The organism is Pseudonocardia sp. CA-142604, assembly GCF_050948475.1.
In the GTDB taxonomy this organism is placed as follows: Bacteria; Actinomycetota; Actinomycetes; order Mycobacteriales; family Pseudonocardiaceae; genus Pseudonocardia; species Pseudonocardia alaniniphila.
The window spans coordinates 5,010,638-5,032,547 of record NZ_CP192045.1 but is presented as its reverse complement, the minus strand read 5'-3'; the positions used below and the strand labels follow the sequence as shown (position 1 = coordinate 5,032,547).

24 protein-coding genes are annotated in these 21,910 nt (G+C 71.1%); 4 read left to right on the top strand and 20 right to left on the bottom strand.

Features of this window, described 5'->3' with window-relative positions; genetic code table 11:
* Positions 1-28 precede the first annotated feature (28 nt).
* The 13 genes from ACQPZQ_RS22765 to ACQPZQ_RS22705 form a co-directional block, all read right to left on the bottom strand.
* The gene (locus ACQPZQ_RS22765) at positions 29-829 is read right to left on the bottom strand and encodes an IclR family transcriptional regulator (RefSeq protein WP_433283793.1); all 801 of its coding nucleotides are present in this window, start codon (positions 827-829) and stop codon (positions 29-31) included.
* A 67-nt stretch (positions 830-896) separates the two neighbouring features.
* Positions 897-1,703, bottom strand: a complete 807-nt coding sequence (locus ACQPZQ_RS22760; protein ID WP_433283791.1) for an SDR family NAD(P)-dependent oxidoreductase — start codon at positions 1,701-1,703, stop codon at positions 897-899.
* A complete protein-coding gene (locus ACQPZQ_RS22755; protein ID WP_433283789.1) occupies positions 1,700-2,605 on the bottom strand; it encodes an amidohydrolase family protein in 906 nt (301 codons plus the stop codon). The genes ACQPZQ_RS22760 and ACQPZQ_RS22755 overlap by 4 nt, the downstream gene beginning before the upstream one ends.
* Positions 2,602-3,351 (bottom strand): alpha/beta fold hydrolase, encoded by a 750-nt coding sequence (locus ACQPZQ_RS22750; protein ID WP_433283787.1) that lies wholly within the window; start codon positions 3,349-3,351, stop codon positions 2,602-2,604. The genes ACQPZQ_RS22755 and ACQPZQ_RS22750 overlap by 4 nt, the downstream gene beginning before the upstream one ends.
* Before the next feature lies 1 nt (position 3,352).
* The gene (locus ACQPZQ_RS22745) at positions 3,353-3,673 is read right to left on the bottom strand and encodes a hypothetical protein (RefSeq protein ID WP_433283785.1); all 321 of its coding nucleotides are present in this window, start codon (positions 3,671-3,673) and stop codon (positions 3,353-3,355) included.
* Entirely contained in the window at positions 3,670-4,701 is a 1,032-nt protein-coding gene (locus ACQPZQ_RS22740; protein WP_433283783.1) for a Gfo/Idh/MocA family protein, read from the bottom strand. Before ACQPZQ_RS22740 ends, ACQPZQ_RS22745 begins: the two co-directional genes overlap by 4 nt.
* The gene (locus ACQPZQ_RS22735) at positions 4,701-5,474 is read right to left on the bottom strand and encodes an SDR family oxidoreductase (RefSeq protein WP_433283781.1); all 774 of its coding nucleotides are present in this window, start codon (positions 5,472-5,474) and stop codon (positions 4,701-4,703) included. The genes ACQPZQ_RS22740 and ACQPZQ_RS22735 overlap by 1 nt, the downstream gene beginning before the upstream one ends.
* A 33-nt stretch (positions 5,475-5,507) precedes the next feature.
* The gene (locus ACQPZQ_RS22730; RefSeq protein ID WP_433283780.1) at positions 5,508-6,767 is read right to left on the bottom strand and encodes an ABC transporter substrate-binding protein; all 1,260 of its coding nucleotides are present in this window, start codon (positions 6,765-6,767) and stop codon (positions 5,508-5,510) included.
* Complete coding sequence (locus ACQPZQ_RS22725) at positions 6,764-7,642, bottom strand: sugar phosphate isomerase/epimerase family protein (protein WP_433283778.1); 879 nt, start codon at positions 7,640-7,642, stop codon at positions 6,764-6,766. Before ACQPZQ_RS22725 ends, ACQPZQ_RS22730 begins: the two co-directional genes overlap by 4 nt.
* Positions 7,643-7,735: 93 nt before the next feature.
* On the bottom strand, positions 7,736-8,764 hold the full coding sequence (locus tag ACQPZQ_RS22720; RefSeq protein WP_433283776.1) for an alpha-ketoacid dehydrogenase subunit beta: 1,029 nt from the start codon (positions 8,762-8,764) through the stop codon (positions 7,736-7,738).
* The gene (locus ACQPZQ_RS22715; RefSeq protein WP_241035503.1) at positions 8,757-9,722 is read right to left on the bottom strand and encodes a thiamine pyrophosphate-dependent dehydrogenase E1 component subunit alpha; all 966 of its coding nucleotides are present in this window, start codon (positions 9,720-9,722) and stop codon (positions 8,757-8,759) included. Before ACQPZQ_RS22715 ends, ACQPZQ_RS22720 begins: the two co-directional genes overlap by 8 nt.
* A 110-nt stretch (positions 9,723-9,832) precedes the next feature.
* Positions 9,833-10,639, bottom strand: coding sequence for an SDR family NAD(P)-dependent oxidoreductase (locus ACQPZQ_RS22710; RefSeq protein ID WP_433283774.1), 807 nt, complete (start codon positions 10,637-10,639; stop codon positions 9,833-9,835).
* Positions 10,640-10,677: 38 nt separating this feature from the next.
* Positions 10,678-11,196, bottom strand: a complete 519-nt coding sequence (locus tag ACQPZQ_RS22705; RefSeq protein ID WP_433283772.1) for a 2,4'-dihydroxyacetophenone dioxygenase family protein — start codon at positions 11,194-11,196, stop codon at positions 10,678-10,680.
* A 118-nt stretch (positions 11,197-11,314) separates the two neighbouring features.
* Between ACQPZQ_RS22705 and ACQPZQ_RS22700 the strand changes: the two genes are divergently transcribed.
* Positions 11,315-11,932, top strand: a complete 618-nt coding sequence (locus ACQPZQ_RS22700) for a carboxymuconolactone decarboxylase family protein (protein WP_433283770.1) — start codon at positions 11,315-11,317, stop codon at positions 11,930-11,932.
* On the opposite strand, the gene ACQPZQ_RS22695 is transcribed toward ACQPZQ_RS22700, so the two are convergent.
* Genes ACQPZQ_RS22695 through ACQPZQ_RS22680 form a run of 4 tightly spaced genes read right to left on the bottom strand, consistent with a single transcriptional unit; the run spans position 11,929 to position 15,405 of the window.
* Positions 11,929-12,690, bottom strand: a complete 762-nt coding sequence (locus tag ACQPZQ_RS22695; RefSeq protein ID WP_433283768.1) for an ABC transporter ATP-binding protein — start codon at positions 12,688-12,690, stop codon at positions 11,929-11,931. The two genes, ACQPZQ_RS22700 and ACQPZQ_RS22695, sit on opposite strands and share 4 nt — an antisense overlap.
* A complete protein-coding gene (locus ACQPZQ_RS22690; RefSeq protein ID WP_433283766.1) occupies positions 12,687-13,463 on the bottom strand; it encodes an ABC transporter ATP-binding protein in 777 nt (258 codons plus the stop codon). Before ACQPZQ_RS22690 ends, ACQPZQ_RS22695 begins: the two co-directional genes overlap by 4 nt.
* Positions 13,460-14,515 carry a branched-chain amino acid ABC transporter permease gene (locus ACQPZQ_RS22685; RefSeq protein WP_433283764.1) on the bottom strand — a complete coding sequence of 352 codons (1,056 nt, stop codon included), beginning with the start codon at positions 14,513-14,515 and terminating at the stop codon, positions 13,460-13,462. Before ACQPZQ_RS22685 ends, ACQPZQ_RS22690 begins: the two co-directional genes overlap by 4 nt.
* Entirely contained in the window at positions 14,512-15,405 is an 894-nt protein-coding gene (locus tag ACQPZQ_RS22680) for a branched-chain amino acid ABC transporter permease (RefSeq protein ID WP_433283762.1), read from the bottom strand. Before ACQPZQ_RS22680 ends, ACQPZQ_RS22685 begins: the two co-directional genes overlap by 4 nt.
* A gap of 165 nt (positions 15,406-15,570) precedes the next feature.
* Between ACQPZQ_RS22680 and ACQPZQ_RS22675 the strand changes: the two genes are divergently transcribed.
* Positions 15,571-16,989, top strand: coding sequence for an MFS transporter (locus ACQPZQ_RS22675; RefSeq protein WP_433283761.1), 1,419 nt, complete (start codon positions 15,571-15,573; stop codon positions 16,987-16,989).
* Positions 16,990-17,027: 38 nt separating this feature from the next.
* Complete coding sequence (locus tag ACQPZQ_RS22670) at positions 17,028-17,816, top strand: HAD-IIA family hydrolase (protein ID WP_433283759.1); 789 nt, start codon at positions 17,028-17,030, stop codon at positions 17,814-17,816.
* Between the two features lie 9 nt (positions 17,817-17,825).
* Here the strand turns inward: ACQPZQ_RS22670 and ACQPZQ_RS22665 are convergent, their stop codons facing one another.
* The gene (locus ACQPZQ_RS22665; RefSeq protein ID WP_433283757.1) at positions 17,826-18,791 is read right to left on the bottom strand and encodes an aldo/keto reductase; all 966 of its coding nucleotides are present in this window, start codon (positions 18,789-18,791) and stop codon (positions 17,826-17,828) included.
* A gap of 82 nt (positions 18,792-18,873) precedes the next feature.
* Here ACQPZQ_RS22665 and ACQPZQ_RS22660 point away from each other — a divergent pair, with 82 nt between their 5' ends.
* Positions 18,874-19,437 (top strand): TetR/AcrR family transcriptional regulator, encoded by a 564-nt coding sequence (locus tag ACQPZQ_RS22660; protein ID WP_433283756.1) that lies wholly within the window; start codon positions 18,874-18,876, stop codon positions 19,435-19,437.
* A 3-nt stretch (positions 19,438-19,440) separates the two neighbouring features.
* On the opposite strand, the gene ACQPZQ_RS22655 is transcribed toward ACQPZQ_RS22660, so the two are convergent.
* Together ACQPZQ_RS22655 and ACQPZQ_RS22650 are read right to left on the bottom strand one after the other, a co-directional pair.
* Positions 19,441-20,466, bottom strand: coding sequence for a methylenetetrahydrofolate reductase C-terminal domain-containing protein (locus tag ACQPZQ_RS22655; RefSeq protein ID WP_433283754.1), 1,026 nt, complete (start codon positions 20,464-20,466; stop codon positions 19,441-19,443).
* Positions 20,463-21,905: an amidohydrolase family protein gene (locus ACQPZQ_RS22650; RefSeq protein ID WP_433283752.1), complete on the bottom strand. Its 1,443-nt coding sequence runs from the start codon at positions 21,903-21,905 to the stop codon at positions 20,463-20,465. The genes ACQPZQ_RS22655 and ACQPZQ_RS22650 overlap by 4 nt, the downstream gene beginning before the upstream one ends.
* Positions 21,906-21,910: the final 5 nt, after the last annotated feature.

The window sequence follows — 21,910 nt, the reverse complement described above, 5'->3', positions numbered from 1 at the left end:
CCGTAACCACCGCGATTCGCCCCAGGGCTCAGGCGGGGTCGCCCACGCCATCCTGCGGCTGCGTCGCCGGCTGATCACCGAGCATCTGCACCGCCTCACGCAGGCTCGCCAGGTAGCGCGCCTTGTGCTGCCGGTACCGCTGCACGGGCGCCGAGATCGTGTAGCACCCCATCACGATCCCGTTGCTCCAGATCGGAACCGCGATGCAGGCGACCCCCACCGAGAACTCCTCGATGTCGGTGGCGTAGCCGTTCTTCGCCACCCGCGCCAGCTCCCGCTCGAGGACGGCCGGATCGGTGATCGTCTTCGGCGTCATGCTCTCCAGCGGGTGCATGGCGAGGTAACGCTCGCGGTCGGCGGGCTCGGCGAAGGCGAGCAGCACCTTCCCCGAGGCCCGCGCGTTGGCCGCCCCGCGGTAGCCGGGCCGCAGATCGGTGACCTGCACCGCGTGCGTCCCGGCCAGGTGCGCGAGCACCACCGGGTTCCCGCTCCGCCACGCGCTGAGGTAGGCGCTCTCGCCGGTGGCGTCGGTGATCCACCGCAGCGGTGCCAGCAGCTCGGGAGGCGGGACGGTCTGCTGCGCGTACGCGGCCGACAGCACCTCCATCGCGAAGCCGAACCGGTACTGCTTGCGCTCGTCACGAGTGAGCAGCTTCGCGTCGACCAGCGTGTTGAGCAGGTGGTACACCGTGGGCACCGACGTGCCGAGCTCCTTGGCCAGACGGTTGACCGACCGGTCCTGCTCCGGCAGTGAGGCGATGAGCATGAGCAGGTGCGCGGCCCGGGACACCGACCGGATCCGGGTGCCCGTTCTCATCTCGTCGGTCATGTCATCCCTCGCGTCCGATGCGACCGTTTCGGCTCCATCTTCGCGTGTCCGCTCGTGGGCGGCGCGTTCACCTGTCCGGGCTGCGGATCGAGACGCCTCCGTCCACGGGCAGGACCGTGCCCGTGATGTAGCGGGCCTCGTCCGACACGAGGAACAACGCCGCGTATCCGACGTCCCATCCGGTGCCCTCGATGCCCAGCGGCGAGGCGGCGCGCCTGCGATCACGCAGCTCGTCCGCCATCCCTCCGGCGTAGACCATCGGTGTGTAGATCGGCCCCGGCGCGATGCAGTTCACGCGGATCCCGGCGGCGGCGTGGTCGATCGCCATCGCCCGGGTCAGTGCGATCACCGCACCCTTCGCGGCGGTGTAGGGCGTGAGCCCGCGGGGACGCAGTGCCGAGATCGACGACAGGTTCACGATGGAACCCCCACCCCCCGTCGCCATCACCGGCACCACCGCGCGGCTCGCCTGGACGATCGTCCGCACGTTGACGGCCATGACCCTGTCCCAGTCCTCGGACGTGGCGTCGAGGATCGTGCCGGGGCCCTCGATCCCGACGTTGTTGTCCAGGATGTCGATCCGCCCCCAGCGCCCGACGGCCGCGGCCGCCATCGCGGTGCAGTCGTCCTCCACCGTGAGATCTGCCGCGACGGCGACGGCCTCTCCGCCCTCCGCGGCGATCATGTCCACGGTGGCCTTCGCCGCCGCCTCGTCGCGGTCGACGACGAGGACGCGGGCGCCGTGGCGGGCGAACAGGATCGCCGCGGCCCGGCCCGTCCCGATTCCCGCGGCGCGCGAACCGCCGCCCGTCACGACCGCGACCTTGCCGTCCAGGCGCCGCTGGGCAGGCGGTCCGTCCACCGGGCCCGTCATGACAGCCCCATCAGCGTCGCCGCCGTGACACCGAGCATCTGCTCCACCTCGTCCGTAGTGATCTCGACGCCGTGGCGCCCCGCGATACCGGGAAGGTCCCGGAAGGTCTCCACCCAGGTGTGCAGCGGCATCACCGCCGATACGCCGGGGCAGTCACTGCCGAACACCACGCGGCCCAGCCCGATGCCGTTCTTGATCTCGGCCAGGTGGGACACGAAGCGGGCCTCGTCCTCGATGAGCAGGCTCTGCCACAACGAGAGTTCGAGGTAGAGGTTCGGCTTCCAGCGGGCCATGTCGAGCGCCAGCGGGAACCACGCGCGCTGGCCGGCGTGCAGGATCACGAAGTTCGTGTCGGGGAAGTCCGCCGCCGGCTCGTCGAGGTGCAGCGGGCTCGCGTACGTGCTGATCAGCGGCGCGGCCATCGGCCCGGTGTGCACCGCCACCGGCACTCCCCGCTCGCCCGCCAGCGCGTAGAGCGGGTGGCACACCGGGTCGCCGGGAGAGAACCCGGAGCAGGGATGCAGCTTCAGCCCGCGGGCCCCGGCGTCGAGCGCGTCGCGGAACAGGTCGACGGCCCCCGGGCGGCGCGGGTCGATCCCGAAGAAGGCGATGAAGTGCTCCGGGTCCTCCCGGGCGAGGTCGGTGGCGAGCCGGTTCTCCTCCTCGATCGACCGGTCGCCCTCCCCGAGCCGCAGCCCGTAGTCGCCGAGCAGCAGGCACGAGCGGTCGACACCGGCCTTCTCCATCTCGGCACGGATCTCGCCGGCACGCGCGCCGACGTCCTGCACGGGGGCCTCGGCGTGCCGGTGGACCCCGGCGACTCCTCCGCGCGCGGCGATCTCCCGGACAGCGGCGTACCGCTCGAAGATCGACCACAGGTGGCGGTGCAGATCGATGATCATTCCAGTGCTCCCTCCGTGCGGGCCTGCGCCCCGGCCCACGCCAGGTGTTCCAGTACTGCCACGGAGAACTCCCGTGGCCGCTCGAGGAAGGCCATGTGCGGGGCGTCCATCTCCACCAGCCGCGCATCGGGCAGCCGCGCGGCCAGATCCCTCATGACGCCCATCGGCGTCGACAGGTCGCGCGTCCCCGCGATGCACGTGGTGGGCACGCGGATCTCGCCCAGCCGCTCCAGTACGTCGTGCGTGCCGATCGCGCGCCAGGTGTCGGCCAGCGCCCCCGGGTCCATCGCCAGCAGCCGCTCCCGCGCGTACGCCATGTACGGGGTGTCCCGATCGGCCTCGAGCGCCGCGGGGGTGAACCAGCGGGTCAGCGTGTCCTCGAGCATTCCCGCCGATCCCCTGTCCTCGGTGGCGTCGGCCCGGGAGTTCATGACGGCGGCGTCACCGCGCGGGGTGGTGCAGGCGAGCACGAGGGAGCGCACGCGGTCCGGATGTCCGAGGGCCAGGTGCATCGCGACCATGCCGCCCAGTGACGCGCCCACCACGTCGAGCGGCCCGGTGCTGTGGCCCACGATCTCGTCGGCCATGTCGGCGAGAGTGAGGCCGGGGCGGGCGCGCTCGCGCTCACCGTGGCCGGGCATCGTCACGGCGCGTACCGGGGGCAGATCCAGCCACTCGACGCACCAGCGGTCGAGACCGACCGGGTGCAGGAACAGCAGCGAGCTGCCGTCGGAGTGCCTGGCCATGTCAGGATGCCCTGCTCGGGATCTCGCGATAGACGTTGCGCACGTAGGAGGTCCAATGGGGGCTCACGCGCTTCGTCCACTCGGTGGGCGGCTGCATCGCCTTGTAGGCGTCGGTCTCGAGCACCTCAGGGTCGTCCAGCTCGTAGAGCGCGAGGTACTTCGGCTCGCCGTCGACGCTGACGAACCGCCGTGCCGACAGGAAGCCCGGGCACCCGAGCCGCTCCGGGACGTGCTCCTCGTCGTACCAGCGGTTGAAGTCCTCCTCGTACGCCGGATCGATGTCGATCATGACGAGCAGCAGGCCGGTGCCCCGATCGCTCATGATGAGCCTTCCTCTGCGGAGTTCCCGATCCCGGCCGGCAGGGGGCCGGCCAGGGCATACGCGTCCTGCACGAGATCCATGACCGCGGCCATGTCGGTGAGCGACGCCAGCGGTCGTTCGCCTTCCCGGACCCGGCGCAGGACGTCCCGGACGAAAACCGGGTAGTGCGGAACGTTCGTGGTGTGTGCCCGCACGTGCTCACGGGCGCCGTCGGCGCGAATGACCTCGACGTCGTCCGGCCCGGTGGCGATGAGGTAGTGGTCGCGCGCAACGATGCTGAACCGCATGTCGAACGTCGAGTGCGGGCCGGGCAGCAGATAGCCGGTCTCGACGTGGAACGTGCGCGCACCGCTGCGCAGGCTCACGAGCGAGTGGTCCTCGATCGGCAGCCCGTGGGCGGCGTTCGACATGACGGCCCCGGTCACGTCGACCTGGGGCCCGAAGAGCGCCCGGGCCAGGTCGAACATGTGCACGGAGAGGTTGATCGTGCACCCGCCGCCGGACTGTGCGGGGTCGAGCATCCAGCCGCAGCCGGAGTCGAGATACCGCTGCGGCGTACCCGCGATCCAGCGGAACGACAGGTAGTCGATCTCGTCGTCGGTGAACCGCTCGCGCATCACGCCGAGCAGCTCGCTCTGCCGCCAGACGAAGGGCACTGCCGCGAACGCGCCCTCGGCCTCGGCTCGGCGGGCCAGGCGGCGCACCTGCTCCGCGTCGGTGCCGCACGGCTTCTCCATGGCGAACGGGATGCCGCGGTCCAGCAGGTGCTCGGCCTCCGCCACCATCTCCGCGTGCGAGCCCAGCGCCAGCACGAAGTCGGGCCGGACGTCGTCGTAGAGCTGCTCGTCGGAGACCGACCACGGGCAGCCCAGGCGATCACCCAGGTCCTTGGCCACGTTCTCGTCCCGGTCGCTCACGCCGGCCAGCTCGACGTCGGGGAGCTCCAGCAGGGTCGGGAGGTACAGGTCGAGGTGCCAGTGCGAGGCGCCGACGACGGCGACGCGCAGGGGGTGCGAGGACGGGGTCATCAGATGGACCGGTTGATTCCGCCGTCGACGACGATCGTCTGCCCCGTGACGAACCCGGCGCGCGGCGAACACAGGAAGGCGCACAGGTCGGCGATGTCCTCCGGCCTGCCGACACGGCGCACCGGGATCCGCTCGGCGTAGCGCCGCAGTTGCTCGTCGAGGTCGATCCCGGCGCCCGCGGCCGCTTTGCCCTGCACCTCGCGCAGCCGGTCGGTGAGGATCGGCCCCGGTGCGATGTTGTTGACCGTGACGCCGGCCGGGGCGAGCTCGTCGGCCAGCACCTTCGCGAGCACGGTGACGCCCGCCCGGTTGGCCTCGGAGATCACCAGCTCGCTGATGGGCTCCTTGGTGCCGTACCCGGTGAGGTTGACGATCCGGCCGCGCCCGGACTCCCGCAGGTGTGGCTGCGCGGCGCGGACGAGCCGGACGGCGCTCATCAGCACGCCCTCGTGCGCCGTGTCCCAGGCGGCGTCGTCCAGGTCGGAGAACCGCCCGGCGGGCGGCGGCCCGCAGTTGACCACCAGCAGGTCGAGGCCGCCGAGGAGCTCGACGGTCTGCTCCACGAGCGGGCCGATGTCGGCGGCCGAGCCGAGGTCGGCGGCGACACTCCCGGCCGCACCGATCTCGGCGGCGGTGGCCTCCAGCTTGCCGCGGTCGCGGGAGGAGATCACGACCCGCGCGCCCTCACCGGCCAGCGCCGCTGCGCAGGCCCGGCCGAGCCCCTGGCTCGCGGCCGTCACGAGCGCGCGGCTCCCGGCGAGTTCCAGATCCATCGCGTGCCTTTCCTCGAATGTCCGAACCTGCGGTCAGGTGCCCTGTCCGCCCCCGAGCGGGAGCGCCGCCACCGCGGCGGCGTCGGGCGGGTAGACGGTGCGCAACGCGCCGCCCTGCCACTGAACGAGGATCGGCACGATGTACTTGTTCGCCCCGGTCCCGTCGAACCCGACCTTGCCCGGCGGCACCGCCGATGCGGGGCCCTCGGTGAAGTCGGTGGTGACCAGTGCCTGGCGGATCAGCGCCGGGTCGCAGGTGGCACCCGACTCCATCAGCTGTGCGAGCCCGTGGACCGCCGCCCACGACTCGCCGGCCTCCTGCGGCATGAACACGCCGTACTTCTGCTGGTAGGCCGCGGCCACCTCGGGAACGCCGGGGAGTTTGAGGTCGGCGTTCCAGGCCGCCGACGCCATGATGCCGTCGGCGGCAGGCCCCAGGGCCGCGGAGAACTGCGGGGTGAGCGCACCCCCTCCGCCCGACGTGGCGATCGGCGTCGTCACCCCGCGGGAGCGCAGACCCCGGATGATGAGCGACAGGTCGGAGACGTTGCCGCCGAGCACGATCACGTCGGTGCGTGCGTCGGCGAGCCTGCTCACCACGGCCGTGGCGTCGGAGAGCCCGTTCGGGAACGTCACCTGCTCGCGCACGTCGAGGCCCTGCGCCTGCGACCCGGCCACGATCCCGGCGCTCTGCGCCTTGGTGGACGCGTCGTCGCTGCCCGCCACGGCGACCGTCCGCAGGCTGCGGCTCTGCTCGGCGAAGACGCCGGCCACGGCCTTCATCGTCTCCGTGCCGAACGCCGACGCCTTCGGCGGGATCTGGAACAGGTAGTGGTAGCCCTTCTGCGTCAGCTCGTCGACGAACGACTGGGTCAGCAGGGGGACCTTCCTGGTCTCGGTGGCGATCACCGTCGTGAGCGTCATGCTGCTCAGGTAGGAGCCGACCACGGCCGACATGTCGTTGCCCTGCAGCATGTTCTCGGTGACGGTCTTGGCCTGGCCCGGGTTGTCGGAGCTGGTGTCGCCGCTGACGATGCTGATCTTCGCGCCGTGCAGGGCCCGGATCCCGCCCGCCGCGTTGATCTCGTCGGCTGCGAGCAGCATCCCGTTGAGCGAGTTCTGACCGTTCTCCGCCCACACGCCACTGAGCGGGTAGGGCGCGCCGATCTTCACGCCCGCACTGCAGTCCACCCCGCCACTGGTGCGGTCCTGGAACGCGATCCCGCCGCTGCACGCCGTGGCGGCGGCCAGCAGGACCGCCGCCACGACCGCACCCGGCAGCCGGAGTCTCACCGCGCGGCACCCGCGGGCTGCGCCGGAGGCGCGCCCACCAGGAACGAGCTCAGGAACCGCAAGGAGGCCCCCAGCCGTTCCCGCTGGTCGGCGACGCCGGGGTAGTTGTCGAGGCCCTCCACGGAGAGCCGGTACGGCTCGGCACGCTCGCCCTGGGCCACGAGCACGCCCATCAGGGAGGTCAGGTCGGCGACACCCTCACCGGGGTAGCACCACTGCACGTCGAACCCGCGGCGGTGGAACCGGTCCTCGACGTAGCGCGACTCGATGCGGAAGTCCTTGGCGTGCCCGGCGGGCGCGAGCGGGGCGAGCCTGCTGATCACGGTGAGCGGGTCCTGCAACGAGGAGATCGGGTTGATGAGGTCGAGGAAGACGGCCACGCGGTTGCTCCCGACCCCGTCGATGATCTCCGCGTACTCCTCGGCCGTGAAGTCGGAGTGGTTCTCGAGCAGGATCTGTACGTCTCCGGGCACCTCGTCGACCGCCCGCCGCAGCACGTCGGTGACGTAGCGCTGCTCCGCGACGATGCGATCCGGCGTGCCCATGAGCTCGTTGCGGTAGAAGCCGGAGGAGACGCGGGCGAACGGGCTCCCGATCGCCTCGGCCAGCTCCGCCCAGCGCCGGATGCGCTCGACGCCGGAGTCGACGCTGTCGCCCTTGCCCGCACGGCCGACCACGTCCCCGGAGAGCGTGATCTCCAGGCCGAGGTCGTCGGCGAGTCCGCGCAGCGACGCCAGCCCGGCCGCCGGCCGGTCGGCGACGTGCACGGCGTTGAACTGCACGAACGCCGCGCCCAGGTCCGCGACCTCGCGGAGCACGTCCTCCAGGCGAATCTCGCCGGTGGCGAGGCGGCAGTGGTACGAGAGCGTGTCCACGCCCAACACGATGTGCACGGCCGGTGGTCCCTTCTTCGAGCGTTGCCCCGCTGGGTCCTTGCAGTGCGCCGCCTCGGCAGGCGGCGGAAGCTCTCAGCTGCCGGCGAGCCAGCCCTGGATCGACGCCGCGATCCCGTCGCTGTCGGGAAGCAGGGCCGCCACCAGGCTGGGCGCGGCCGGGACCCGGGTGTCGGGCAGCCCGAGGCGCAGCGCGGGGCTGCGCAGCGCCACTCCGGATCCCGCGACGCGCGCCACCACCTCGGCACCGAATCCGCCGGTCACGTTGGCCTCGTGCAGCACGGCGAGCCTGCCGGTGTGCCGGACGCGCTCGATGACGTCCTCCGTGGGGAACGGGTTGAGCCAGGGCACCTCGAGCACCTCCAGCGACACCCCCTGCTCCGCCAGCGTGGACGCGGCCGCCACGGCCCGTGCCGTGATCGCCCCCCAGGTGACGAGCGTGGCCTCGGATCCCTCGTGGCGCACCCGCAGACCACCGGGCGGTTGCACGGGTCCGCCGAGCACCACCTCCTGCTTCCCTGCGCTGTAGAGGGTGCGGTTCTCGATCACGATCGTCGGGTCGTCGCAGTACACGGCGGCGACCAGCAGGTCGTAGGCGTCCTGAGCGGTCCACGGCATGCACACCCGCAAACCCGGAACGTGCAGGAAGAACGCCTCCAGGCTCTGGCTGTGCTGGGCGCAGGCCCCCGGGGCGGAGCCCTGCTGGGTGCGCACCACGACCGGTGCCCGCAGCTCCCCGCGGCTGACGTAGTGCACGTTGGCCAGCTGGTTGACGATCTGGTCGAAGGCCACCAGCGAGAAGTCGGCCCACATGATCTCCACGATGGGACGGCGGCCGAGCATGGCCGCGCCCACGGCGGAGCCGAGGATCGCCGACTCGCTGATCGGGGTGTCGAAGACGCGCTCGCCGAAGTCGCGGCGCAGCCCACGGGTGACGCCGAAGACACCGCCGGGCTTGGCGATGTCCTCGCCGTAGAGCAGCGTCTCCGGCAGCTCCTCCAGGCAGCGGCGCAGCGCCGCGTTGACGGCCTCGCCGTAGGTCAGCTTCGCGACGGTGCCGCCCTCCTGTGCCGGGCGGAGCGCGGTTGCAGAGATCTCAGACATAGAGGTGGTCCTTCGCGGTCGCCGGGTCGGCGAGCGGCGCGGCGAGCGCCTCGGCCGCCGCCTGCTCGATCTCCGCGCGGGCGTCACGCTCCGCGCCCTCGATCACGGTCTCGTCCACACCGGCGGCCCGCAGCTGCCCGCTCAGCCGGGCGACGGGCTCCCGCCTGCGGGCCTCGTCGAGCTCGCCGGGCCTGCGGTACTGCTCGGCATCGCCGATGTAGTGGCCGACCAGCCGCGCGGTCATCGCCTCGACCAGCGTCGGACCGCCGCCCTCCCGGGCCAGCTCCACGGCGTCACCGAGCCGGTCGCGCACGACGGCGGGGTCGTTCCCGTCGATCCGCTCGCCGGGGATGCCGTAGGCCGCGGCGCGCCGGTAGAGGACCGCGTCGCGCACCATCTCGTCGATGGGGGTCAGCTCCGACCACGTGTTGTTCTCGCAGACGAACACGACGGGCAGGTTCATGGCGGCGGCGAAGTTCATCGCCTCGTGCACCGCGCCCTGGTTCATCGCACCGTCACCGAACACCGTGATGGCGACGCGTCCGGACCCGTCGAACCGGCCGGCGAGCGCCGCTCCCACCGCGATCGGCGCCCCGGCCCCGACGATGCTGTTCTCGCCGAAGAAGCGGTGGGCGGGCGCACTGAGATGCGCTGATCCACCCCGGCCTCCGTTGGTGCCGGTGGCCCGGCCCAGTACCTCGCCGAACAGTGCGGCGGGGGCCGCCCCGCAGGCCATGGCCCAGCAGTGGCCGCGGTAGGTCGCGAAGACGGCGTCGTCAGGACCGATCAGCTCTGCTGCGCCGACCGGGATGGCCTCCTGGCCGATACCCAGGTGGATCGAGCCGACGGCGTCGCCCGCGAGGCGCAGATCGCGGACCTTCTCCTCGAACGCCCGCATCCGCCAGACCTGGTGCAGGTCGGCCAGAAGCTGCTCGGTCGGCGCGGCCGGGGTGCTCACGGGCCCGGCTCCCGGGTCAGGGGCACGTGTGCGCGGACGTGTGTCATCGGTGTGACTCCGATCGGGGTCGGTGCGGGGAGGCGGTGCACATTCGTCGGGGCAGGGGAACCTCAGCCGACGGCGAGGCTCTGGCCGCCGTCGACGGCGAGAGCGACACCGGTGATGAACGAGGCCTCGTCCGAGGCGAGGAAGAGCGCGGCATGGGCGACGTCCCACGCCGTGCCCATCTTGTTGCGCAGCGGCACGTGCGAGTTGCGCTCGGCGATCACCTGCTCGCGCGTGGCGCCGCCGCGCCCGACGCGGTTCTCGATCGCCATGGGGGTGTCCATGAGGCCGGGCAGGATCGCGTTGGCGCGGATGCCGTACTCCGCGTTCCTGATCGCGATGTGTTCGGTCATCGTCACCACGCCGGCCTTGGACGTGCGGTACGCGATGTAGGGATAGTTGATGTTCGCCGCGATCGACGAGATGTTCGTGATCACCCCGCCGCCCTGCTCGCGCATCACGGGGATGGCGTGCTTGCAGGTGAGCACCATGCCCTGCAGGTTGATCGCCGTGACGCGGGCGAAGGCGTCGGCTTCGATCTCGGTGATCGGGGCGTCGCCGCCCGCGATGCTCACGCCGACGTTGTTGTGCAGGATGTCGATCCGGCCGAAGCGTTCGACGCACGTGGCGAGCATCGCGGCCACGGCGTCCTCGTCGGTGACGTCGGCCTGCACCGCGAGTGCCTTGCCACCCTCGGCCTCGATCTCCGCGACCGTGTCCTGCGCGGCCGCGAGATCGCGGTCGGCCGCCAGCACCGCGGCGCCTTCCCGGGCGAGCAGCACGGCGGTGGCCCGGCCGTTGCCCGCGGTCTGTCCGGGCGTCTGGCCGGCGCCGACCACGACCGCCACCTTGCCCGCCACGCGTTGTCCCATGTCGTCGACTCCTTCGTCGCGCGTATCGCCGGACCTGACTAGCGGAGGAACTCCTCGACCCGCTCCGCGCCGAGTCCGATCTCCGCGTAGTGCTGCCGTGCGTTCTCGATCTTGGTGAACACGTCCTCGTATCCCGTGGCCCTGCCGTCGGGGTCGACGTAGACGTAGCTCCCCGTGACGTGGAAGAGCGTGATCATCTCTGCGACGCCGTCCGGAACGACCAGTGTGTGGGTCTCCCCCGGCGGCTCGAAGGCGTAGCCGCCCTCGGTCGCCTCCCAGTCGTGCTCCAGGTAGTGCCAGCGGCCGCGCAGCGTGAACGAGTGGACCGGTCCGGCGTGGCGGTGTCGCGAGAGCACCCCGCTGCGCCGCACCCTGAGCAGGTTCACGAAGTAGCCGTGCGACGGCGAGAGCAGCAGTGGGCGGAACGCGACATCGGGCGCCTGCGGCACCCAGAGCCGATCGTCCGCGTCCAGATCGAGGGCGCCCGGTACGACCAGGTCGGAAACCATGGCGAACGGCTGCCGTCCGCGGAACGGAGCGAGGGCGTCGGTGCTCATCGCGTTACCTCGGGTTTCAAATTATGAACCCTTGCATCACTACGTGAAGAACGGTAACCATGTGGGCGGCACCGCGTCAACGACCCCGACGACGCCACGAACGATGGAGTTCAAACGAATGGCTCTCGTTCCCTACCTGACCGAATCCGACCTGGCCGAGGCCGACCGGCCGCTCCTGGCGCGCCCGATCAACCTCTTCCGCGCCCTCGCCAACTCCCCCGACGGCCTGCGCCACTTCTCCGTGCTGGGGCAGTGGATCCGGCACGGCTGCGAGCTCGACCCACGGCTGCGTGAGCTCGCAATCCTGCAGGTCGGGCACCTCACGGCCAGCCCGTACGAGTTCAGCCACCACGTGAAGATCGGCTACGACTTCGGCGTGTCCGACGACGACATCACCGCCGTCCTCGCGGCCACCGCCGGGCGCGAGCACGGACTCGGCCCGGTGGAGACGGCCGTGCTCACCGCGGCCAGGCAGATCACCACCGACGGCCGGATGGCCGACGAGACCTGGGCGACGCTCGAGGAGCACCTCGGCCGGCCCCGCCTGGTCGACCTGGTCATCATCATCTCGTTCTACAACGCCGTGATCCGCATCCTCGGCACCCTGCAGATCGACGTCGAGCCCGACTACCAGCGTTATCTCGAGGCATTCCCGCTCCCCGATCAGCCGCCCGTCCTGAGTTCCGCCGACGGGCGGGCGGCTGGGGATGCATCGGGCAACGGCCATCGGGACTAGAGGCCGAGGTAGGCCCGCTTGAGGTAGTCACTTTCCAGCAGCTCCTCACGGGAGCCGCGGAAAGTGACTGCCCCGGTGGTCAGCACGATGGCCCGCTCGATCACCTCGAGGGCCTGCGTGGCGTTCTGCTCGATGAGCAGGATCGACACGTCGAGCTCGCGGTGGATGCGGGCCAGCCGCTCGAACATCTCCTCGACGATCACGGGGGCGAGCCCGAGGGAGGGTTCGTCCAGCATCAGCAACCGGGGCTTCAACATCAGGGCGCGACCCACCGCGAGCATCTGCTGCTCGCCGCCACTGAGCGAACCGGCCGGCTGTGTCGCACGTTCCGCGAGCCTCGGGAACAGGGAGAAGACCTCGTCGAGGAGCTGGGCGCGTGACACGGCAGGCGGCGTCACGTAGGCGCCGAGGGCGAGGTTGTCCCGCACCGTGAGCGACGGGAAGACCCGCCTGCGCTCCGGCACGTGGGCGATCCCCGCCGCCGCGATGCGGTGCGGTGGGAGGCCGAGCACCGAGGTCTCGCCGAGCGAGATCGTGCCTTCGGACGGGCGGACGAGGCCGGAGATCGCCTTCAGCAACGTCGACTTGCCGGCGCCGTTGGCGCCGAGCACGCCCATGAACTCGCCGGGCCGCAGCTCGAAGGACACGTCGACGAGCGCCCGGATGTTGCCGTAGGCGACCGAGAGCCCGTCCACCCGCAGCGGGGCCGCCGCGGCCGACGCCGATCGGCCGGCCCGCGCCGACCACGGGACCCTCATGACGACTCACCGAACGTCCGGGCCGCCTGCGGACCCAGATACGCCGCCACCACCTGCGGGTCACGCATGACCTCCTGCGGCGCACCCTGCGCGATCAACGCCCCGTGGTCGAGCACCAGGACGCGGTGGCTCAGCTCCATGATCACCTTCAGCACGTGCTCAATGACGATGATGGTCAGGCCCTGCGCGCCCAGTTGCCGGACGACGCCGATGATGTCGAGGGTCTCCTCCTGGTTGAGCCCGCTCATCATCTCGTCGAGCAGCAGCAACCGTGGCCGCAGCGCCAGTGCGCGGGCGATCTCCACGCGCTTCTGGTCGGCGAGGGGAAGGGCGCCGACCTCGGCGTTCATCAGCGAGCCCATGGACAGCAGCTCCGCCACCTCGTCCGCCCGGCGAGCCGCCGCGGTCAGTGACCGGCAGACCGTGCTCGCCGCCAGCGTGACGTTCTCCGCCACGCTCATCCCCCGGAACAGCCGCACCGACTGGAACGTGCGGGCGATGCCGAGCCGGGCCACCCGCTCGGGCGGCAGCCCGCTGACGACGGTCTCGCCCAGCGTGATCGTGCCCGACGTGGGGCGCACCGCTCCGGCCACGGCGTTGAAGCTCGTGGTCTTGCCTGCGCCGTTGGGCCCGATGATCCCGAGGAGCTCGCCCTCGGCCACCGAGAAGCTCACGGCGTTCACGGCCACCAGGCCGCCGAAGCGCACGGTCAGCTCGTCGACCTCCAGCAGCGGTGCCCCGGCCGGCGCCACCGGAACGGCGGGTGTGGTCATCCGGCGCTTCCCTCCCGGGTCGCCGCCGCGCCCGTGGGCTGGGGGGCGGCAGCCGGCGGCGGGGAGGTGAGCCCCACGCGGGGAACCCGCCGGCGCAATGACATGAGCCCGCGGGGCTCCACCCAGAGGATCACGAGCACGACCAGCGCGTAGACCACCAGGTTGAACCCGGCCGGGTACGCGGAGAGCTGCGAGTTCAGCAACTGCTGCAGCGGCACGAGCAGTACGGCCCCGATCACCGGGCCCCAGAGCCTGCCGGCCCCGCCGACGAACGCGATCACCGCGATCTGCGTGGCCAGCGCGGCGCCGAAGGCGCTGTCCGGGTCGATGAACCCGATGTACTGGACGTACACGGATCCGGCCAGCGCACCCGGGACGGCGCTGATGGCGAGCCCGGCGAGCTTCACCCGGAACGCCAGCACGCCGCACGCCTGGGCTGCCTCCTGATCGACGGCGATGGCCCGCAGCTGCAGGCCCAGCCGGGAGCGTTGCACCAGCCACCCACCGGCGAACGCCAGCGCCGCCAGCACCAGCGCGATGTAGTAGAAGACGAGCTTGTCCGAGAAGGCGAACGAGCCGGGGTCGTCACCGAGCAGCGGGAGGGTGAGACCGACCTCGCCCCCGGTGAACTGCTCGTAATGGCCGGTCAGGATGGCGAAGACCAGCGTCAGGGCGAACGTGGCGAGTGAGAAGTAGATCCCGCGCAGGCGCAGGGTGACCGCGCCCAGCAGCAGGGCGACGACGACCGCGATCACCACCCCGAGCACGAGCCCGACGTAGGCGTTGCCGCCGTACTCGGCCTGCAGGAGCGCCGAGGAGTAGGCACCCAGGCCGAAGAAGATGCTGTGGCCGAAGGAGATCTGGCCGCCGAATCCGCTGATCACGTTCCAGCCCAGCGAGGCGGCCATGAAGATCAGCGTCAGGGTGGCGACGCTGAGGACGAAGTACGTCTGGATGAACCAGAGCGGCAGACTCGCGACGAGCACGAGGACGGCGACGCTCAGGCCCCCGGTGGAGCGCGCCGTGCGTGTGATCCGATCGCGCCCGATCATGCGTGGGCCCTCCGTCCGGCGAGGATGCCCTGTGGGCGGAACACCAGCACGAGCACGAACGCGAGGAACAGTCCGACGTCCTGCAGGTCGACGGCCACGTAGATCGCGGTGACCTGCTGGATCACCCCGACCAGGAGCCCGGCGACGAACGCGCCGACCACGTTGCCGAGCCCGCCCATCACAACTGTGACGAAGGCGATGATCAAGAAGCTGCCGCCGGTGGTGGGGGTCACCGGGTAGTAGGTGGCGAGCACGCAGCCCGCCACTCCGGTCAGCATGATCCCGACACTGAAGCTCACCGCGTACACGCGGTCGGGATCGATGCCGACCATGGCCGCCATGTCCCTGTCGTCGACGGTGGCCCGGATCGCCTTCCCGTACAGCGTGCGCTGCAGTGCGACGTAGAGGATCAGGAACACCACGAGGGCGATCAGGAACGACACCAGCCGCGCCTGCGCGATGAACACCCCGAACACGTCGTAGACGCCGGGCAGCACGCCCTGCACGGCGCGCGGGGCCGGGCCGAAGAGCATGAGCAGCCCGTTGGAGATCAGGATCGACACCGCCAGCGTGAGCACGAGCTGACCGTGCTGTGCATCGACCGCGCTGATACCGGTGATCGACAGCGTCCGCCGCACGATGACCCGGTGGACGATCGCGCCGAGCAGCAGCGACCCGATCGCCACGGGCACGATTCCCAGAAGCGGGCTCAGGCCGAGCCATGTGAAGAGCAGCACTGCCCCGAACATGCCGAGCGTCACAAAGTCGCCGTGCGCGAAGTTGATGACCCGGGTGATGCCGAAGATCAGAGTGAGCCCGCTGCTGAAGAGCCCGTACAGCCCGCCCACCAAAATGCCGCTGACCAGCGTCTGCACGAGTGTCGTCACCACGGGATCACGCTCCGCCGTTGGACCGAGGATCAAGAACCGGGACGCACGTTTTCACAATATGAACGTCTAGAATACGTTATGAAGACGCTAATCACACATGCGGATGCGCGTCAAGACCTTGCAAGTCCTTTGCTTGCTTAGCGTCAAGCAATTAATATCCGAGCCATGCTTCGCTCCCTGCCCGCCGATGGTTCGCTCAAACAGGATCAACGACAGGGCGAGGAGCCCCTACCACGGCGCTGGACCGTCTTCGCCGTGATCGCGATCGCCCTGCTGATGGCCTCGATCGACCAGACGTCGGTGGCCACGGCACTGCCCGCGATCCAGAACGACCTCGGCGGCTCCCTGGCGTGGAGCAGCTGGACGATCACCGTGTATGCGCTCGGCCAGATCATGTCCATGCCGATCGCCGGCAAGCTGAGCGACCAGTTCGGGCGCAAGACGATCTTCCTCATCGCGATCACGATGTTCACCGTGACCTCGCTGTGCGCGGGGATGGCGGGCGATATCGCCACCCTCATCGTCGTGCGCATGTTCCAGGGCCTGGCCGCCGGAGCGATCGTGCCGTCCGCCACGGGCATCGTCGCCGACGTGTTCGGGCGCGATCGCGACCGGGCCATCGGCATGTTCACCAGCATCTTCCCGATCGGCGCGATCATCGGGCCCGTCGTCGGCGGTGTGCTGGTCACCTACACCTCATGGCGGGCGATCTTCCTGATCAACCTCCCGTTCGGCGTGCTGCTGGTGGTGCTGGTGGCCGTCCTGATCCGCACGGCACCGCGCACCACGGCCGCCGCCCCCATCGACCTGCGGGGAATCGGGCTGCTCTGCGGGCTGCTGCTGTCCACGATGACCGCGATCACCGCGCTGGGCACGCCCGGAAACCTGCGTCTGCAGATCATCGCGGCCTCGATCGCAGCGGTGGTGGCGGCACTGCTGTGCTGGCGGTTCCTGCGGCACGCCCGCCGTGATCCCCATGCCGTGGTGCCGATGCGGCTCCTGCGCGGCCGCACCTTCGGAACGATGAACACGGTCAACGTGATGTTCGGTGCGGCGGCGCTCGGGTTCGGCACGCTGGTGCCGATCTACGCCGAGGACCGCTACGGCATCGCGCCACTCGCCGCAGGCGGCCTGCTCGCGATCCGGGCGCTCGGGATGATCAGCCTCTCCGGGCTGTCGGTGTTCCTGTTGCGCCGCACCGGCCACCGGATCCTCATGGTCGCAGGATTCGTCCTCATGGTCGTCGGGCTGGTACTGCTGGCACTTCCCCCTCAGGGCCTCGCGCCGCAGGCGTGGCTCTCGATCGCCGCGGGGATCACCGGTCTCGGCATGGGCATGGCGGCGCCGGCGAGCAACAACGCCTCCCTGCACCTCGCGCCCCACGAGATCTCGGCGATCACCGGGCTGCGCGGGATGTTCCGCCAATCCGGCGCCATCGTGTCGATCACGGTCACCACGGCGCTGCTGTCGGTCAGCGCATCGCCCGGGATCACCCAGGCCTACATCTTCGGCGTGTTCGCCGTGATCCTGTTGGCCGCGGTCCCCCTGATCGTGTCGATGCCCGACCATCGGGGCAGTTGGTGAGACCTTCATGGGGGTCCACCCGCGGGTAACGTGCCGCCATGGACACCGTGCGCGGGGTGCTGATCGACATCGACGGCGTACTGACGGTGTCCTGGGAACCGCTGGACGGTGCCGTCGACGCCTTGCGCGCGATCCGTGACGCCGGGCTCCCGGTCGCGCTGGTCACCAACACGACGTCTCGCACGCGGCGGCGGATCGCCGCCACGCTCGTGGATGCCGGGTTCCCGGTGGCCCAGCAGGATGTCCTCACCGCGCCCGCCGCCACGGCCGCGTACCTGCGCGAGCACCGTCCTGGTGCGGCGTGCCTGCTCCTGAACAGCGGTGACGTCGAGGAGGACCTCGACGGCGTGCGGCTCGTCTCGGGACCCGGCGCAGAACCGGACGTGGTGGTGCTGGGCGGGGCCGGCCCGGAGTTCGGCTACGAGGCCCTCAACGAGGTGTTCGGCCACCTCCAGCGCGGAGCCGAGCTGCTCGCCATCCACCGCAACCTGTTCTGGCGCACCGACGCCGGGATGCAACTCGACAGCGGCGCCTTCCTGCTGGGGCTGGAACGCGCCGCCGGCACCGAGGCCGTGGTGCTCGGCAAGCCGGCGGAGGCGTTCTTCGCCGCCGCCCTCCGCAGTCTCGGCGTGGGCGCCGGGGAGGCGGTGATGATCGGCGACGACGTGGAGTCCGACGTGCTCGGCGCGCAGGCCAACGGTCTCACCGGCGTGCTCGTGCGCACCGGGAAGTTCCGCCCGGACGCCGAGGAGGGCATCGACGGACATCGCCCGCAGCATGTCGTCGACTCGATCGCCGACGTGCCCGCGCTGCTCGGCCTGGGTTGAGCACGATCGCTAACCGCCACAGCGCCGCGAGACCTCGTCGAGTCGTGCGAGCTCCAGGTCCGTGAGGTCGAGCTCCATCGCAGCAGCGCTCTCCTTCGCCTGCTGCGGCTTCGACGCTCCGGGGATCGCCACGACCGTCTCGCCGTAGAAGCGGATCAGCCAGCTGAGCGCGACCTGCGCCGCTGACACGCCGTACGCCCGGCCGATCGCGCCCAGCTCGTCGATCAGAGGCGCGGTGCGCGCGAGCCCTCGTGAACCCAGGCCGACCAGGAACCGCCGCACCCACGGCAGCGAACGCACGCGGCCGGGGTCGGCGTGGAAGACCCCCGCGAGGAGGCCGGCACGCAACGGCGAGTAGGCGATGAGCGTGATCCCGAGACGCCGCGCGGTGTCCAGTACGCCGTTCCGTTCGATCGCGCGGTGCAGGAGGCTGATCTGCACCTGGTTGGAGGCGAGCGGCACCCCCTTCGACCGCAGCAGCGCGCTCGCCCTCTCCATCTGGCGTGCCGAGAAGTTGCTGACGCCGACGGCGCCCACCCGTCCGGCCCGGGCCAACCGCGCCATCTCCACGAGCTGCCGCGACACGGGCGAGAGGCTGCCGTAGGGCAGGTGGATCTGATGAAGGTCGATCGGGAATCCCTGTAGCGACGTGAGCCGGGCGTCCAGCGTTCTGCCGATGTTCGCCGCCGTGCGGCCCGCGGGCGCCCATTTCGTCGCAACGGTCACCGAGCCCGGGGCGAGCTCCCGCTCGCGCAACGCCGTGGTCAGCGCCCGTTCCGACCGTCCACGGCCGTACATCTCGGCCGTGTCGAACCAGGTGATCCCCCCGTCCAGCGCCGCGCCCACCACCGAGGTGACCGCCGGCTGATCGAGGGCCCGGTAGAAGCGCTCGACGAGCCCGGATCCCGAGAACTGCATGCAGCCCAGGCCCACCGGTGTGATCTCGACCCCGGTGGCCCCTAGTCGTCGCATCATGACCCCTCCTCTCGTTTGAGACATCAGCGTCTCAACACGAGACACGTCAGTCAACAAATGAGACGTCCGTATGCTGATCCGCATGGTCCGGCAGTCATCCCTCCACGATCGCGTCGCCGCGGGCATCCTCGACACGGCAGCCGAAGTGCTCGCCAGGCGCGGTGAGGCGGCGAGCATGGCCGAGATCGCCGACGCCGCAGGCGTCGGGCGCGCCACCCTCTACCGCTACTTTCCCAACCGGGACGCCCTGATCCGAGGGTTGACAGCGGCGGCGGTGACGGAGCTCTGCGACCGGATCGCCGACGCCGAACTCGGCAGCGTCGCCGTGCCCGAGGGAGTCGCGCGTGTCACGCGGGGCTTCATCGGTGCGGGCACCAAGTACGGCGCCCTCCTCCAGACGCTGCGCAAGCAGCCCGCCGACCAGGCCGAGCTCGACAAGAAGCTCGGCGAACCTGTACGCGAGCTGCTCCGACGCGGGATCGCCGACGGCACGCTGCGGGCCGACATCCCGGTGCCGGTGCTGTTCGACCTCTTCACCGGCCTGCTGGAGCGAGCCCTCCACCTGGTGGTGAGGGAGGAGCTCGGGGTGGAGCAGGCGAGCAGCGCGATGCTCACCGTCTTCCTCGACGGCGCGCGCACCGGATGACGGTCAGCGCCCGGCCCCCAGTGCGCGGCCGACGGCGGCCATCGACCTGGCCAGCAGCGTCTCGGCGCCGCCTGCGGCCACCCCGTTCAGCACCACCCCGGCCACGCCGTCCACGGTGAGCAGCTCCCGTGCATGACACACCGCAGCCTCGATGCCCGCCGCCGCCGGGTCGTCGGCCCTGCGGACCGAGTCGGCGAGGCCGGCCGGGAGCACCGCCGCGGCAAAGGACGCCATCACCCGTGCCCCGTACTCGTCGACGATGACGGGGACGGCGGGCAGCACGGGGACGTCCGCACCCGCCGCACGGGCAGTCCCGATGAATGCGGCCACGTCCTGTGCCTCCCCGCAGAACTGGAGCAGGCAGAGCTGCGCCCCGGCCCGGACCTTCTGGGCGAGACGCCCGCCACGCCGTTCGACCGGGGGTGCCGCGGGCGACTCCGCCACGGAGACGAGCAGCCCGGCGGCCCGGGCACGAGGGACGAGCTCGTGGGACTCCAGGTCGAACACCGCCGCCGCGTCCGGACGGTGACCGGTGAACGTGTGGTCACCGGTGACGCAGTGGACGCCGGCGACGCCGGCGTGGGCGAGCGCGGCGACCTCCCCCTCCAGCGCGACCCGGTTGCGGTCGCGGCAGTTCAGCCCCGCCCATACCGGGATGCCGCGCTCCTGCACCAGCATCGCGTGGTACGCGGGCGGGAACTGCACTCTCGCCGCCGGCATGTCCCCGGTCAGCACCGCGTCGACCGAGCCCCGCAGCACCTCCGCGGTGTCGGCGATCGAGCACGCGTCCAGCGGGGCCGCCGGCATCCCCGAGATGACCACCGGCCGCCGGCGCATGAGGTCGCGAAACGCCCGGCCCGCAGGGCCCGGTTCGGCATCCGCCGGCGGCATCCCGGGCCAGGGCACGACGGGATCGTGGAGGAACACGCACGGCTCGGGGCCGATCTCGCACGCCCCGTCCGGGCCGACTCCCCCGCACGGCCCGTAGGTCATGTGCTTGGGACAGGCGCGGCCCGGCTGGTCGGTCACGGCAGGGCGTCCGGTGTCCGTCCGCCAGGGTCCAGCACCGGGTGCATCCCCGCCGCGCGGGCGGCTCGGCCGATCCACTCGTGCAGGGCGCCGTCCACGTCCGCGCCGAGCGGGCTCGTGCAGCGGCCGTCCGAGCTCACCATGCGTCCTCCCACGTACACCTGCTTCAGGTTGCGCTGCCCACACGCCATCACGTAAGTGGCGTAGACATCCCAGACCGGGCCCGTGCCGGGTGCCCGGTGGTCGACCACCACGAAGTCGGCGAACTTGCCGACCTCCAGGCTGCCGACGCGATCGGCCACCCCGAGCACCTCCGCCGAGCCGAGCGTGTGCATCCGCAGCACCTCGCGCGGGAGGAGCACTGATGCGTCGGTGTGTAGGGCGCGCATCGTGTACATGCCGATGCGCATGTTGCCGAAGGGGTCGGACTGGTCGGTGCACGACTGGTCGTCGAGCCCCATCCCGATGCGCATCCCGGCGCGGGAGTACCGCACGACGTCGGCGATCCCCGAGCCGAGCCGCCCGTTCGACGTGGCCTGCCAGACCATCGCGCAGCCCGCCTCCGCCGCAGCCGCCACCATCTCGTCGGTGGGGTGCACGAAATGACCGAGCAGGAGCGCCGGCCCGAGCACCCCGGCGTCGGCATACCAGGCGAACTTCTCGCGCTGCACCCCGAGCTCCTCGGCGGTCTCGAGGAAATGCGCCTGATTGCCGATCCCGTGCTCCCGCATCACCATGGCCTCCAGCTCGGCGGTACGGGGCGTGGCCGCCCACTGCACCGACCCGAAGACCGATGCGCCGAGATGTTGGTCGGGAGGCGTCCGCCCTGCCGACGCCGCGACCATGTCCGCGAACTCCGCGAGCACCTCGCGTTCGGGCCCGGCCTCGTCGTCGAGCCGGATCGCGTTCACCACGCGCAGCCCGGCGTCGGCTGCGCCGTCGAACTGGCGGGTGAGGTACTCGGGCGGGTGCACTCCGTCGACGATGCTCATCCCGGTGGCCGGGTCGAAGACCCGGCTCACCCGCGACTGGGTGAAGTTGTACGCGGTCGTGATGCCGCTGGCGAGGAAGTCGAGCGAGCCGTGCACCGTCGACCAGTACAGCGCCTCGGCGTCCGCGTGCCGGAAGACCTCCGACATGGCCCGCAGCCAGGGATAGAGCGTGGAGGCGGACGCGATCCCGCGCAGGCCGGAGGTGAACAGGTGCGAGTGCGCGGAGACGAACCCCGGCGCGACGATCGCCCCGCCGGCATCGAACACCTCTTCTGCGGGTGTCCCGGCGTCGTCCGGGGGCGGCGCGCCGGGACCGATCCCGCTGATCCGACCGCTCGCATCGACCCGCATCCAGCCGACGAACCAGTCGGCCGCCCCACCCGCGCCGGCGTCCGCCATCGGCAGCAGGACAGCGTTGACGACGGTGAGAGGGGGCATCCGGTTCATGTCCG

What these genes read in the sequence shown, in the direction of transcription:
- ACQPZQ_RS22710 (WP_433283774.1), bottom strand. Translation starts at nt 10,639, where the DNA reads ATGGGACAACGCGTGGCGGGCAAGGTGGCGGTCGTGGTCGGCGCCGGC.
- ACQPZQ_RS22700 (WP_433283770.1), top strand. Translation starts at nt 11,315, where the DNA reads ATGGCTCTCGTTCCCTACCTGACCGAATCCGACCTGGCCGAGGCCGAC.
- ACQPZQ_RS22670 (WP_433283759.1), top strand. Translation starts at nt 17,028, where the DNA reads ATGGACACCGTGCGCGGGGTGCTGATCGACATCGACGGCGTACTGACG.
- ACQPZQ_RS22740 (WP_433283783.1), bottom strand. Translation starts at nt 4,701, where the DNA reads ATGACCCCGTCCTCGCACCCCCTGCGCGTCGCCGTCGTCGGCGCCTCG.
- ACQPZQ_RS22735 (WP_433283781.1), bottom strand. Translation starts at nt 5,474, where the DNA reads ATGGATCTGGAACTCGCCGGGAGCCGCGCGCTCGTGACGGCCGCGAGC.
- ACQPZQ_RS22690 (WP_433283766.1), bottom strand. Translation starts at nt 13,463, where the DNA reads ATGACCACACCCGCCGTTCCGGTGGCGCCGGCCGGGGCACCGCTGCTG.
- ACQPZQ_RS22675 (WP_433283761.1), top strand. Translation starts at nt 15,571, where the DNA reads ATGCTTCGCTCCCTGCCCGCCGATGGTTCGCTCAAACAGGATCAACGA.
- ACQPZQ_RS22765 (WP_433283793.1), bottom strand. Translation starts at nt 829, where the DNA reads ATGACCGACGAGATGAGAACGGGCACCCGGATCCGGTCGGTGTCCCGG.
- ACQPZQ_RS22660 (WP_433283756.1), top strand. Translation starts at nt 18,874, where the DNA reads ATGGTCCGGCAGTCATCCCTCCACGATCGCGTCGCCGCGGGCATCCTC.
- ACQPZQ_RS22755 (WP_433283789.1), bottom strand. Translation starts at nt 2,605, where the DNA reads ATGATCATCGATCTGCACCGCCACCTGTGGTCGATCTTCGAGCGGTAC.
- ACQPZQ_RS22685 (WP_433283764.1), bottom strand. Translation starts at nt 14,515, where the DNA reads ATGATCGGGCGCGATCGGATCACACGCACGGCGCGCTCCACCGGGGGC.
- ACQPZQ_RS22665 (WP_433283757.1), bottom strand. Translation starts at nt 18,791, where the DNA reads ATGATGCGACGACTAGGGGCCACCGGGGTCGAGATCACACCGGTGGGC.
- ACQPZQ_RS22745 (WP_433283785.1), bottom strand. Translation starts at nt 3,673, where the DNA reads ATGAGCGATCGGGGCACCGGCCTGCTGCTCGTCATGATCGACATCGAT.
- ACQPZQ_RS22650 (WP_433283752.1), bottom strand. Translation starts at nt 21,905, where the DNA reads ATGAACCGGATGCCCCCTCTCACCGTCGTCAACGCTGTCCTGCTGCCG.
- ACQPZQ_RS22720 (WP_433283776.1), bottom strand. Translation starts at nt 8,764, where the DNA reads ATGTCTGAGATCTCTGCAACCGCGCTCCGCCCGGCACAGGAGGGCGGC.
- ACQPZQ_RS22760 (WP_433283791.1), bottom strand. Translation starts at nt 1,703, where the DNA reads ATGACGGGCCCGGTGGACGGACCGCCTGCCCAGCGGCGCCTGGACGGC.
- ACQPZQ_RS22705 (WP_433283772.1), bottom strand. Translation starts at nt 11,196, where the DNA reads ATGAGCACCGACGCCCTCGCTCCGTTCCGCGGACGGCAGCCGTTCGCC.
- ACQPZQ_RS22750 (WP_433283787.1), bottom strand. Translation starts at nt 3,351, where the DNA reads ATGGCCAGGCACTCCGACGGCAGCTCGCTGCTGTTCCTGCACCCGGTC.
- ACQPZQ_RS22695 (WP_433283768.1), bottom strand. Translation starts at nt 12,690, where the DNA reads ATGAGGGTCCCGTGGTCGGCGCGGGCCGGCCGATCGGCGTCGGCCGCG.